Here is a 12,367-nt window from a genome sequence, read left to right as displayed (position 1 = left end):
ACTCCTGACTCCTGACTCCTTTACTGATTACAGTGAACGTTCTCACTTATGCCCTTCCCTTTCGGTCGATTATGGCGAGTCCATTTAAGACAAAATTGCTGATTATAGTGAACGCTCCGCTGAGAGAGCGATTTGGGCTACTGATTACAGTGAACGTTTGAATGTGGCTTAGACAAATTGCTGATTACAGTGAATGCCAGCTAGCCATACGAGCTGTCGATTACTGATTACAGTGAACACTGGGTCAAATTAATGCTCTCTACATGCAGTCTACTGATTATAGTGAATGCTTATGTTGGGACTGAGGCGTCTCTACCTACCTAAAACGTCCACAGCCGATTTCGTCATGCGGAACCCAGGCTTTCAACGGCTCGGCGTGAAAAATCAATATTACTGATTACAGTGAACGTAGCGCAGAAGTTTACTGATTACAGTGAACCTATTGCCACTTACAGTGAATGTTTGCTGATTACAGTGAATGTTATGCCGAATATAGTGAATGCAGACTGTGATTTCAGCCGTAACACCCTGCCCGCAAATCTCGTGCAACGGACGATCAAATTACTGATTACAGTGAATGCTGGAGCAAATTCGCGAATGAGGCGTTGCTCACACTTTCATCCATTATTCCACTCTGATTAAAACATCTCCGCTGATTACAGTGAATGTTTGGACTAACACCCTCTTACTCAAGGTATTTTCGCAGCGCTAAATGTTTCGCATTAGATGAGATAGATTTGCCTCATGTGCAGGATTTCGGTATAAAGTCATAAATCCTACATGTGTGGAGCAAGTATGGCTAACGATGAGAAGCAAGTTCTGAAAGTCGCACAACGTTCAGAAAAAATGCTAATGAGCCTGACGGAACAGATTCAGGCGCAGAAAGAAGAGTTGCAGGAAAACACTTTTTATCAGGTTTACGCCAAAGCGGCGTTAGCCAAACTCCCTAAATTAACGCGTGCGAGCGTTGATTACGCTGTAAATGAAATGGAAGAGAACGGCTATCCATTCGATAAACGCGCGGCGGGCAGCTCTACCAAATACGCAATGTCCATCCAAAACATCATTGATATCTACCATCACCGTGGTGTGCCAAAGTATCGCGATCGTCACGCAGAGGCATTCACGCTGTTTGTTGGTAATCTCAAAGGTGGCGTATCGAAAACTGTATCAACGGTCTCACTGGCTCATGCGCTGCGTGCGCACCCACATCTGTTGTATGAAGACCTGCGCATTCTGGTTATCGACCTCGATCCGCAATCCTCTGCCACCATGTTCCTCAATCATGAGCGTTCGGTCGGACTGGTGGAAGCCACAGCTGCGCAAGCGATGCTGCAAAACGTGGGCCGCGATGAGTTGCTTAACGAATTCATCGTGCCATCGATCATTCCAGGTGTAGACGTACTGCCGGCCTCCATTGACGACGCCTTTATTGCATCACGTTGGGAAGAACTGTGTGCTGAGCATCTGCCTACGCAGAATGTGCATGCGGTTCTGTATGACAACGTCGTAGCAAAATTGAAGAAAGACTATGACTTCATCTTTATTGACAGTGGCCCACATTTGGATGCCTTCCTGAAGAACGCGATCGCCGCATCTGATTTACTGATGACGCCAGTTCCACCAGCACAAGTTGATTTCCACTCGACGTTGAAGTATCTGACGCGCCTGCCGGAACTGATTGGCATTATTGAGGAATCAGGCGCATCCTGCCGCTTGCAAGGCAACATCGGCTTTATGTCCAAGCTATCGAATAAAGCGGACCACAAGCTGTGTCACAGCCTGGCGAAAGAGATCTTTGGTGGCGACATGCTGGATGCTGCTTTACCGCGTCTGGACGGTTTTGAGCGTTGTGGAGAGTCGTTTGATACGGTGATCTCTGCGAACCCATCGACCTATGTGGGCAGCACCGAAGCCTTGAAGAATGCGCGTTCGGCAGCGGAAGATTTCGCTAAAGCCGTATTTGACCGCATTGAATTTATTCGCCTGAACTGAGGTTACTATGAGCGCAAAACGAATCACGATTGGCCGTACCTTCAGCCAGACACCTTTGCAGACTGAGGATGCCTCAGAGGGACATTCTCAAACCTTTATCCTTTCGACCGGTAAACGTGCCCTGTTCACGCTTGAACACATTACGGCGAAGGAAATTGAAGAAAAAACCTATGTGGTAATGGAGACTAACGGTCGCGATCAGTCAGGCCTGACGCCTGAATCGCTGCGCGACATTATCCGCACCATTAAATTACAGCAGTTCTTCCCTGCTATTGGTGTGAAGCGCGGCGACCGCATCGAAATTTTGGATGGTTCCCGCCGCCGTGCCGCTGCTCTGCACTGCAAAACCGGGTTGGATGTGCTGGTCACTGAGGTTGCCATCACGGCAGATGAAGCACGTCGTCTGGCGCAGGATATTCAAACCGCACGCGAACATAACCTGCGTGAAGTGGGGATGCGCCTACTGTCATTAAAAGAGAGTGGCCTGTCACAGAAAGAGATTGCTCAAAGCGAAGGTCTTTCGCAGGCGAAAGTTACGCGTGCGCTGCAGGCCGCGAGCGTACCACTAGAGTTGGTTACCCTGTTCCCAAATCATTCCGAGTTAACTTATCCGGATTACAAAACGCTGCTGCAGGCGTATGAGAAGCTTCAGGAGATTGGTCAGTCGGTTGAAGCGTTAATTGATACCATTGGCATGGATGTTGATACGGTCTGCGCACGTGATGGTTTGGCTGAAGATGAAGTAAAAAATGGGATTCTGCGTCTGGTGCGTAATGGTAGCCAAACGTTGATCCAGTCGCCAGCAAAGGACAAAGCGGTCGCTACTCCTCTCTGGACGTTTGCTGATAAAGATCGCTATGCCCGCAAGAAGACACGCGGCCGCATGTTCAGCTACGAATTCAATCGCCAGTCGAAAGAATTACAAGATGAGTTGGATCGGGTGATAAACGAGACACTCAATAAATATCTCAATCAGTAGCGAAATGCCGCCTTCGGGCGGTTTTTTTTTGCCTGAATTTCAGCTTTTCGCCAGTGCTATTTCATCGCTAACTGTATGAAAAATATCTAACCTATGTAGAAATTTCAGGCTGAAATCGCCAACTTTTTCACCGTATATATGCGTAAAATTCTTGCGCTGTAGAGTTTAGTGAATCTAAGGTGAAGGCAAAATAACCAGCTGGATAGGAAATCAACAAAGGCTAACCAGGGGAGGAAATAAGATTGCGGATGCCCTGAAATTTTCTTCATTCGCCATCAGGATTTCACAGCTAATGAATTGAATTAAAAGTGTTTTTCAAATTAATTTCAGGCTGAAATCGCCAGCATTTCAGCAAATTTCAGCGCTGCATCGATGTAACTAACCCGGTTTAGCCAGATGATATTCAATGATTTATCCACAGAAAAGGTGGATAACTTTATTCGGGTCGTTAGGTTGTAAGTGATAAACCGCTGGGCGACTGCCAAACCGCTTCCCGAACGCGAACAGGCTTGTTTATCAGACCTAATGCATAGAAACGATCGGCGATGATTTGTTGCTCTTTAATCACTTCAAATGCCATTGAACGGGTTTTATGACTGCGTCGTGTTAAAGCTCTTTCAACAGCCAAAAGGTCAAGACCCAATTCTTGCGCAAGCAGACCAGCAGCTTCCTGCCGATGATTATCAATAAAAATGCCGGTCTGCTGTAAACTCACCACCAGCTGCTGGGCCACGTCATGATGTTTTTCCACATAATCGCGACGTGCCAGATAAAACTGGTGGTTACGCACACGCCCCTCACCGTTGGCCAGCACGCGCAATTCAGGATTGCTCTCTGCCGCACTGAGTAAGGGATCCCACATCATCCACGCATCGACCGCCAGATAGTCACTTGCCGTCAGAGGATATTTTGGCGGCGCATATACCACTTTGAGTTCATCAAGGGCGATACCTGCTTCTTCCAGCAGCTGCAGCAATAACCAGTGAACATTAGAACCTTTATTGACCGAAATACGTTTCCCACGTAAATCAGCAATACTTCGAATATCGCTATTGTTCGGGACAATTATCCCCACGCTGCTGGGCGCAGGGGGTTCCCAGGCAATGTAGGTCACGGCATTGCCATTCGCCTGGGCGAAAATAGGCGGCACCTCGCCGGTTGTACCGAAATCGATCTCGTTATTTTGTAAGGCATAAAGCAGTTGAGGCCCGGCAGGAAATTCACTCCACAACACGCTAACCCCCTTCTTTGCGAAGCACTGCTCAAGACTTTGACGCGCCTTTAATACACCAAGATTCCCGAATTTCTGATAGCCGATACGTAACTCACGCTCCTGATTAGGCTCGTTAACAGAGGCCGTTGCAACGTGACTTGTCGCCTTACGCCGTCCTTTTATCATTCCCTGATGAGCAAGATGGGTACGCAGTGTGTGGCGGCTGATGCCAAGTAGCGCAGCGGCCTGTGTCTGATTGTGTTCGGTGAATTCCAGCGCGTGAGTAATCAGGCTGGCGATGACGCGATCAAACAGCTGATTGGGCTTAGTGGAGAGCTGTTGACGCAGGAAGTTATCAAGCGTTGATTCTTCTGCGTGGCTAAAGCCCTGTTCACTGTATCTCGTCAGCCGCAAATGGGTTGGCGTTAGCGTCTCCTCCCGACTCAGAAGCACTGCGTTATGAAGCGTATTTTCCAGTTCGCGAATATTGCCTGGCCAGCTGTACTCCAGCAGCACTTCCAAAGCATCCGGTGACAAACGACGCACCGGTCGACCTAAACGACGTGCATACAGCGAAAGGAAATGCTGCGCCAGTAGCGGGATATCATCCCGACGATGCCGCAACGGAGGCAGCGGCACGACGGCAATGTTAAGGCGATAGTAAAGGTCTTCCCTGAATTGACGTTCGCGTATCGCCTGTGCCAAATCTACGTGGGTGGCAGCAATGACACGCACATCCACTTTGATCGGCTTGCGCGAGCCCACGCGCGTAATCTCACGCTCCTGCAGCACGCGTAGCAACTTGACCTGCAGCGACAGACTCAGCTCTCCAATCTCATCCAGCAGCAGGGTGCCGCCCTGCGCAGATTCAAACCAGCCGGGATGCGCCTGGGTCGCGCCGGTAAATGCCCCTTTCTCATGACCAAAGAGTTCTGCTTCCGCAAGACTTTCGGTTAAAGCACCGCAGTTAACGGCGAGAAAGGGGCCATGGCGGCGTTGGCTATGATGATGGAGATAACGTGCGACCACCTCTTTTCCCGTCCCGGTTTCGCCGACAATCAGTACAGTGGCATCCGTAGGGGCGAATTTGTCGAGTAGTGATTGAAACGCAAGTGAAGCCGGATCGACTAAACGTGGTGAGTCAGCGTAATTGCTATAGTTGGTCAGCATCGATTGATTTCCGCGGGGGAGAATCAGTACACGCTAAACGTTGCTATTCACTGTGAATAGCAGGAAAAAAGCATAAGCAGTTGCATATGCAGCAATAGCTGTAGGCAGCAAGTTGCCGATGCAACAAGCTGAAATGACGCTAAATATCTAACCTGCTGAAAAACCGTGATTATCAAGAGCGGGAAAGCTGGCACGTTTTTCGCTAACAGCTATATAACTAAAAAAGCAGCCCGAAATGACCATTTTTAAATAAAGTTATATAGGAAAAACATAATGGCCGAATCCGTAAACAAGAACATCAATGTCTTCTGGTTTCTCCCGACGCACGGTGACGGTCGCTATCTCGGCACCACGGAAGGTGGGCGCCCGGTCGATTTAGCGTACCTACAGCAAGTGGCATTGGCTGCCGACAATCTCGGTTACTACGGTGTGCTGATTCCCACCGGCAAAAGTTGCGAAGATTCATGGCTGGTTGCTTCAGCACTGGCACCCATCACCAAAAGACTGCGTTACCTGGTTGCCGTGCGTCCAGGATTACAGCCGCCGACATTAGCCGCGCGCATGGCTACCACCTTAGATCGCCTTTCTGAAGGACGTTTGCTGATTAACGTGGTGACCGGCGGTGACCCGGTTGAAAATAAAGGCGACGGCATCTTTCTCAATCACAGTGAACGCTATGAAGTCACCAAAGAGTTTCTCGACGTGTATAGCCGTTTAATGCGCGGAGAGAAGGTTGACTATGAAGGGCAGCATATTCACGTTGAAGGCGCGGAGGTGTTGTTCCCGCCGGTGCAGGAAAATGGCCCACCACTCTATTTTGGCGGCTCGTCGGAGGCCGCAATTGATGTCGCTGCTGAGCAAATCGATACCTATCTGACCTGGGGTGAGCCCCCTGAGCAGGTCGCAGAAAAGCTGGCAGTCGTCCGTGAACGTGCTAAAGCGCGCGGGCGCAAACTGGAATACGGCATCCGTTTGCATGTCATCGTGCGTGAAACGGAACAGGAAGCGAAAGCGGCAGCAGAGAAATTGATCGGCCATTTGGATGAAGACACCATCGCGCAGGCGCAGAAGATTTTTGCGCGTATGGACTCGGCAGGTCAGGCGCGGATGAGCGCGCTGCACAGAGGGTCGCGCGATAATCTCTATATCGCTCCAAACTTGTGGGCAGGCGTCGGTCTGGTACGTGGCGGAGCAGGAACGGCCCTGGTGGGCAGTCCTGAACAAGTTGCCGAACGCATACGGGAATATCAGGCGCTGGGTGTGACCAACTTCATCCTGTCTGGATATCCGCATCTGGAAGAGGCGCATCGTGTGGCAGAATTACTGCTGCCACTGTTACCGCTGGCAAATGGCCAGCAACAGCGCGCGCGCACCATTAACACCGGGCCGTTTGGCGAAACCATTGGTGGCGATAAGCGTCCTTCGAAACAGATGAGCGCCAGCTAATGCAGGAGAAGACGATGGCACGATCTCACATCATCATCATAGGTGGCGGGTTCAGCGGAACTGCGCTGGCGATTCATCTCGCACGCCAGTCGTCCTCTCCATTACTGATTACAGTGGTCGAACCGCGTGAGCAGCTCGGCGGTGGTGTAGCCTACTCCACGCAGGAACCGGCGCATCGCATCAACGTCCCGGCTTCACGTATGCAACTCAGCGGCGATGAGCAAGGCGCCTTTGATCGCTGGTATCGTCAGCAGCCTGAGTGTTCACTGGATTCAGTAGCCCATTGCGATGACGGCTCAGTCTATCCGCAGCGCGCGATGTTTGGACGCTATCTGGCCGAACAGTTTGCTCTCGCTGCAAAACGGTATCCACAGATCGAACTTCGGCACATTCAGGCCAGTGCCGTGGCCTGGGAAGGGCAACAGCTGTTACTCAGCAATGGCGAGATGTTACAAGGCGATCTACTGGCATTAGCGATCAGCCATCCGCCGCCCTTATTGCCTCGCTCGCTGCAACCCTTTGCTCATCACCCAGCGTTGATTGCCAATCCGTGGCAAGCCGGCGTGCTGGATGCGATAAACCCTGACGCCGCCGTGGCCATCATCGGAACAGGCCTGAGTATGGCAGATGTGGTTGCCTCATTAGGCACTCGGCACCATCAAGGCCCATTAACCGCCTTCTCGCGCCGTGGGCAGCTCTCACGCGCTAATCTGCAGGGTGAGTGGCCTGAATGGACGTTAGCGCCTCAGAACGTCCCTGGTGTGCGTCTGTGGCTGCATCACATCAGAGATGAGGTTGACCGTGCCGCACGGCAGCAATTACCCTGGCAGCGCGTGCTGGATGAGGTACGCGCACAGGGCCAGACCATCTGGCAAACCTTACCGCTGCACGAGCAAAAGCGCTTTGTGCGCCATCTGCGCTCGTGGTGGGATGTACATCGTTATCGTATCGCGCCGCAGGTGTCAGCGGAAATCATCAGACGACAGCAGCAGGGGAGTTTGCAGGTGCTGGCAGCCAGACTGCAGGCCATTACGGCGCAGGGCAACCAGCTGGCAATCACTCTGCACACGCGCAACGGTGAAATTGAAACGCGCTTGCTCGATCATCTGATCGTCACCACGGGACCGGGGCATGATGCGCTGACACAAAGCCAGCCGCTGCTCCGTTCACTGAGTGACCAAGGCCTGATTCGCGGTGATCAGCTTGGCTTTGGCCTCGACGTTGATATGCAGTCACACGCACTGAATCAACAAGGCCTGCCCAATGCCCGCCTGTTCGTGGTCGGCCCCGCCGCCCGCGCGCGTTTCGGCGAGTTGATGGGCCTGCCGCAGGTTGCCGATCACGCCGCTGCCGTTGCTCAGCAAATTCTCGAAGATCTTCACATCGCTCAAGATGAGCGATGTCCCCTTTACGTTTCTTAATCTCTCAAACATCCTAAAAACACACTAACGAACGCCGGGTCGTCGCACGATCACGGCCTCGCTATGGAGATTGCTATGCCATCGCAACGTGAAATTCGCCTGAATGCTTTTGATATGAACTGTGTCGGACATCAATCACCGGGCCTGTGGGCGCACCCGCGCGACCGCTCCTGGCAATACAAGGATCTGGAGTACTGGGTCGATTTGGCGCGATTGCTGGAGCGAGGCAAATTCGACGGTTTGTTTATCGCCGATGTGTTGGGCATTTACGATGTGCTGAACGGGAACGGCGATGCCGCGATTCGTCAGGCAACGCAAGTGCCAGTTAACGACCCGCTGGCCTTGATTACGCCGATGGCGCTGGTGACCGAGCATCTCGGCTTTGGCCTCACTGCATCGCTGTCGTTTGAACACCCTTATCCTTTTGCGCGCCGTTTATCGACGCTCGATCACCTGACCAAAGGGCGTATCGGCTGGAATATTGTGACCTCTTACCTGGAGAGTGGGGCGCGCAATATTGGCCATCAGGCGCAGAGCGATCACGACAGTCGCTATGACTACGCCGATGAATATTTGCAGGTGGTCTACAAGCTTCTGGAAGGTAGCTGGGAACAGGATGCGGTAGTACGCGATCGTGAACGACGCATCTTCAGCGATCCCCGCAAAATCCATCCGATCAATCATCAGGGCACCTTCTTCAATGTGCCGGGCATTCACCTGTGTGAGCCGTCGCCGCAGCGCACGCCCGTGTTGTACCAGGCGGGGGCATCGAGCCGTGGCAAACAGTTTGCCGCTGAGCATGCGGAGTGCGTGTTTGTTGCAGCGCCGTCGAAAGTTTTGCTGAAGAAAACCGTGGCGGACATTCGTCGCCGTGCAGAAGAAGCAGGCCGCGATCCTCGCCGCATCCTGATTTTTAATCTGCAAACAGTGATCGTCGGGGAGACCGATGCTGCCGCGCAGGCGAAGTGGAAGGAATATCAAAACTATGTCAGCTACGAGGGTGCACTTGCGCTGGTATCCGGCTGGACCGGTATCGACTTCGGTCAATATCAACCGGACCAGGTGCTGAAGTACCTTCACACCAATGCCATCCAATCGGCAGTCGAAACGTTCTCCACTGCCGACCCTGATCGCCAATGGACGGTAAAAGCGCTGGCGGATTGGGTTGGCATTGGCGGGTTTGGCCCGTTGATAGTCGGCAGTGCAGAAACCGTCGCCGACGAATTGCAAAGTTGGGTGGAAGACACCGACGTTGATGGCTTCAACCTCGCCTACGCGTTGACGCATGAAACCTTTGAAGATGTGGTTGAACTGCTGATTCCTGAGCTGCAAAAGCGCGGTGTTTACAAGAAGGCGTATGCGGAAGGTACGCTGCGCGAGAAGCTGTTTAACGCCGGACCACAGTTAACCGCGCCGCATCCCGGCGTGGGCTATCGAGTGAAGCATTCGGTACTGCCGGAGGTCATATGATTGAAATTGACCAGTTGAGTAAGCATTACCGCACCGCGGATGGGCGCGTCACCGAGGTGCTGAAAGCCATCAACTTGCAGGTACCACAGGCCAACATCACCGCTGTCGTTGGGCCCAGCGGCGCGGGAAAATCTACGCTGGCGAAGTGCATCAGTTTACTGGAGCAGCCCAGCGCGGGCAGCATTCGCGTCAATGGCAGCGATCTCTCGCGGCTGAATGGCGAAGCACTGCGACGCGCGCGCCGTTCGATTGGTACCGTTTTTCAATCTTCTGCCCTACTGCAGCGTAAAAGCGCCTGGGAAAATATCGCGCTGCCATTGCGTTATCTCGGCGTGGTCGAGCGGGATATTTCCGCACGCGTGGGTGAGTTGCTGGAGAGTGTAGGTCTGAGCCATAAAGCCAAAGCGTTTCCCGGTCAGCTATCGGGGGGCCAGCGTCAGCGTATTGGCATCGCTCGTGCGCTGGCGCTTCGCCCTTCCGTGCTGCTGGCCGACGAGGCGACGTCAGGACTGGATCCTGAAGCCACGGTTGCTGTGCTGGACTTGCTGAAAAAACTGCGTGACGACTACAAGCTGGCGATTGTGCTGATCACCCACGAGATGGATGCCGTGCGTCAGGCGGCGGATGCGGTTGCCGAAATTCGCGATGGGCAGATTGTGCAGTATGGCGTGGTGAAGCAGTTACTCGCACAGCCCGATTCCTCCCTGGCCCAACGCTTATTTCCACTGGTGGCACAACCTGGCGTGGCGGAATTAATCCTGCAACTGAGTTATCGCACAGATGTCCCGGTCATCAGCGACTGGATCTCGCGTCTGAGTGTGCAATTCAATCTGCGTATCGATCTGCTCGGCGCGCACGTTGAGCAGGTGAACGGCATTCAGGCCGGACGCTTGCAGGTAGGCATCCACTTCCAGCAAGAACGCGTGCCACTGGCGCGATTACTGGCGCAACTCGAACAATTTGGATTAGTCGCCAGCGTCTCGGGCAGCGTTCATCAGTTGCGGGAGGCAGTATGAGCATTTCCGTGATAAGTCAGGATACGCCCTGGCTGGAGATCCCGGCATTGATGTTGCCCGCCATGGCTGAAACGGCACTGATGGTCGGCATTGTGATGCTATTCGTGGTGACGTTCGGCGGTATCGTCGGCGTGGTGCTATTCAACACCTCAGTGCAGGGGTTATTTCCTCATCGCGGCATTCATCGGGTGCTGAGCTGGATCGTGAATATGGGGCGCTCGTTGCCATTTCTGGTGCTAATGGCCGCGATTATCCCGTTCACCTTCTGGCTTACCGGCACCACCATCGGCATCCCTGCTGCCGTCGTCCCGATGATTGCGGCTGGTATTCCGTTCTTTGGCCGCCTGGTGGATAACGCGCTGCGTGAACTGCCAGGCGAAGTAACGTCGGTGGGTTTGGTGTGCGGGGGTTCGCGCTGGCAAATCATCCGTTCGGCGCAGCTGAGTGAGGCCTTACCTGCTGTTGTTGCCGCCATCACCCTCAACCTGATTTCCATGATTGAGTACTCCGCCATCGCTGGCACCATCGGCGCGGGCGGTATCGGTTATTTAGCCGTGGTGTACGGCTATCAGCGCTTCGACAACCACATCATGATCGCCACCATCGTGGTGCTGATCGCTTTGATACAAACCATTCAATTTATCGGCGACCGTTTAGTCGCTGTTTTACGCCATCCTCAGGGGATATCACGATGACAACACAAGAATTTGAGTTACGTAAGACGCGCCGCTGGCCGTGGCTGCTACTAATCATAGTGGTCATTGTATTGGCCGCTGCCGCCTGGTTCTGGCGCAGTCAGCAACCGCAAGCGGTAGTGTTTGGCTCCACGCTACAAATCCACTTTGAACCGGCAATGGCGGGAGAACAGAAGTTGATTGAGTATGTTGGCGAGCACATTGCGCCGGATTATGGCCTGAAGCTGGAAGCGGTGGGCGTGCAGGATCCGGTGCAGGCGGACCGCGCCGTGGCACAAGGGCAATATGCGGCAACCGTCTATCAGCACCAGTGGTGGTTGAAACAGGTAGTGGATGCCAATGGCTTCAAACTCACTTCGGCGCTGCCGCTGTTCCAGTGGGCGTTTGGTGTCTACTCGGATCGTTATCAATCAATCGCTGACCTGCCGCAGGGCGCCACCATTGTGGTGCCAGATGATGGCGCCAACCAGGGCCAGGCCCTGTGGCTGTTGGCACGTCAGGGTTTGATCACACTCGATCCTAACGTTGAACCACGTACCGCCAAATTAAAAAACATTGTCGGTAATCCGCATGGCTTCGTCTTCAAAGAACTCGATTTGCTGACCATGCCACGCGCATTAAATTCGGTGGACGCGGCGATTGGCTATGTTTCTCAGTTTGATGCCGGAAAAGTGCCGCGTGATAAAGGCATTCTGTTCCCACCGGCGCCGCGTACTTTTGCTTCGCAGTTGGTGATTGGGACGCCGTACCTGGAGCAGGAAAACATCGTGAAACTCAAGCAGGCGTTTTCCGATCCTCGCGTCCAGCAGTGGCTGAAAACCACCGATGATCCCTTAGTAAAAGGCGTATTAGTGCCGGTCTCTGCTGATTAATCCTGACGTTAAACAGCCTTACCCGGACACGCGATGCGTGTTCGGGCTTTTGTGTTTGTATTTTGATTTATATTATTGATTTATAACAAT

At 53.0% G+C, this 12,367-nt stretch carries 9 protein-coding genes; 8 read left to right on the top strand and 1 reads right to left on the bottom strand.

Annotated features, from left to right (window positions below; genetic code table 11):
* Positions 1 to 795: 795 nt before the first annotated feature.
* Together VH86_RS17055 and VH86_RS17050 are read left to right on the top strand one after the other, a co-directional pair.
* The gene (locus tag VH86_RS17055) at positions 796 to 1,995 is read left to right on the top strand and encodes an AAA family ATPase (protein WP_045815484.1); all 1,200 of its coding nucleotides are present in this window, start codon (positions 796 to 798) and stop codon (positions 1,993 to 1,995) included.
* Between the two features lie 7 nt (positions 1,996 to 2,002).
* A complete protein-coding gene (locus VH86_RS17050) occupies positions 2,003 to 2,974 on the top strand; it encodes a ParB family protein (RefSeq protein WP_045833610.1) in 972 nt (323 codons plus the stop codon).
* A gap of 448 nt (positions 2,975 to 3,422) precedes the next feature.
* On the opposite strand, the gene VH86_RS17045 is transcribed toward VH86_RS17050, so the two are convergent.
* Positions 3,423 to 5,354, bottom strand: coding sequence for a sigma-54-dependent Fis family transcriptional regulator (locus tag VH86_RS17045; RefSeq protein WP_045833615.1), 1,932 nt, complete (start codon positions 5,352 to 5,354; stop codon positions 3,423 to 3,425).
* A gap of 276 nt (positions 5,355 to 5,630) precedes the next feature.
* Here VH86_RS17045 and ssuD point away from each other — a divergent pair, with 276 nt between their 5' ends.
* The 6 genes from ssuD to VH86_RS17015 all read left to right on the top strand — a co-directional run bounded on the left by ssuD (position 5,631) and on the right by VH86_RS17015 (position 12,277).
* A complete protein-coding gene (gene ssuD / locus VH86_RS17040) occupies positions 5,631 to 6,803 on the top strand; it encodes an FMNH2-dependent alkanesulfonate monooxygenase (RefSeq protein ID WP_045833609.1) in 1,173 nt (390 codons plus the stop codon).
* A gap of 14 nt (positions 6,804 to 6,817) precedes the next feature.
* Entirely contained in the window at positions 6,818 to 8,224 is a 1,407-nt protein-coding gene (locus VH86_RS17035) for an FAD/NAD(P)-binding protein (protein WP_045833608.1), read from the top strand.
* Between the two features lie 75 nt (positions 8,225 to 8,299).
* Positions 8,300 to 9,694: an LLM class flavin-dependent oxidoreductase gene (locus VH86_RS17030; RefSeq protein ID WP_045815488.1), complete on the top strand. Its 1,395-nt coding sequence runs from the start codon at positions 8,300 to 8,302 to the stop codon at positions 9,692 to 9,694.
* Positions 9,691 to 10,710, top strand: a complete 1,020-nt coding sequence (locus VH86_RS17025; protein WP_045833607.1) for a methionine ABC transporter ATP-binding protein — start codon at positions 9,691 to 9,693, stop codon at positions 10,708 to 10,710. The genes VH86_RS17030 and VH86_RS17025 overlap by 4 nt, the downstream gene beginning before the upstream one ends.
* A complete protein-coding gene (locus VH86_RS17020) occupies positions 10,707 to 11,405 on the top strand; it encodes a methionine ABC transporter permease (RefSeq protein ID WP_045815490.1) in 699 nt (232 codons plus the stop codon). The genes VH86_RS17025 and VH86_RS17020 overlap by 4 nt, the downstream gene beginning before the upstream one ends.
* On the top strand, positions 11,402 to 12,277 hold the full coding sequence (locus tag VH86_RS17015; RefSeq protein WP_045815491.1) for a MetQ/NlpA family ABC transporter substrate-binding protein: 876 nt from the start codon (positions 11,402 to 11,404) through the stop codon (positions 12,275 to 12,277). The genes VH86_RS17020 and VH86_RS17015 overlap by 4 nt, the downstream gene beginning before the upstream one ends.
* The last annotated feature ends 90 nt before the right edge of the window (positions 12,278 to 12,367 follow it).

It is taken from the genome of Pantoea sp. BL1 (assembly GCF_000963985.1).
GTDB classification, from domain to species: domain Bacteria; phylum Pseudomonadota; class Gammaproteobacteria; order Enterobacterales; family Enterobacteriaceae; genus Pantoea; species Pantoea rwandensis_B.
The sequence above is the reverse complement of the archived record's forward strand: the minus strand, read 5'-3'. Positions and strand labels throughout refer to the sequence as shown.

Bases quoted from the DNA above. Each gene is read 5' to 3' on its own strand.
- VH86_RS17055 (WP_045815484.1), top strand. From the start codon at position 796: ATGGCTAACGATGAGAAGCAAGTTCTGAAAGTCGCACAACGTTCAGAA.
- VH86_RS17050 (WP_045833610.1), top strand. From the start codon at position 2,003: ATGAGCGCAAAACGAATCACGATTGGCCGTACCTTCAGCCAGACACCT.
- ssuD (WP_045833609.1), top strand. From the start codon at position 5,631: ATGGCCGAATCCGTAAACAAGAACATCAATGTCTTCTGGTTTCTCCCG.
- VH86_RS17035 (WP_045833608.1), top strand. From the start codon at position 6,818: ATGGCACGATCTCACATCATCATCATAGGTGGCGGGTTCAGCGGAACT.
- VH86_RS17030 (WP_045815488.1), top strand. From the start codon at position 8,300: ATGCCATCGCAACGTGAAATTCGCCTGAATGCTTTTGATATGAACTGT.
- VH86_RS17025 (WP_045833607.1), top strand. From the start codon at position 9,691: ATGATTGAAATTGACCAGTTGAGTAAGCATTACCGCACCGCGGATGGG.
- VH86_RS17020 (WP_045815490.1), top strand. From the start codon at position 10,707: ATGAGCATTTCCGTGATAAGTCAGGATACGCCCTGGCTGGAGATCCCG.
- VH86_RS17015 (WP_045815491.1), top strand. From the start codon at position 11,402: ATGACAACACAAGAATTTGAGTTACGTAAGACGCGCCGCTGGCCGTGG.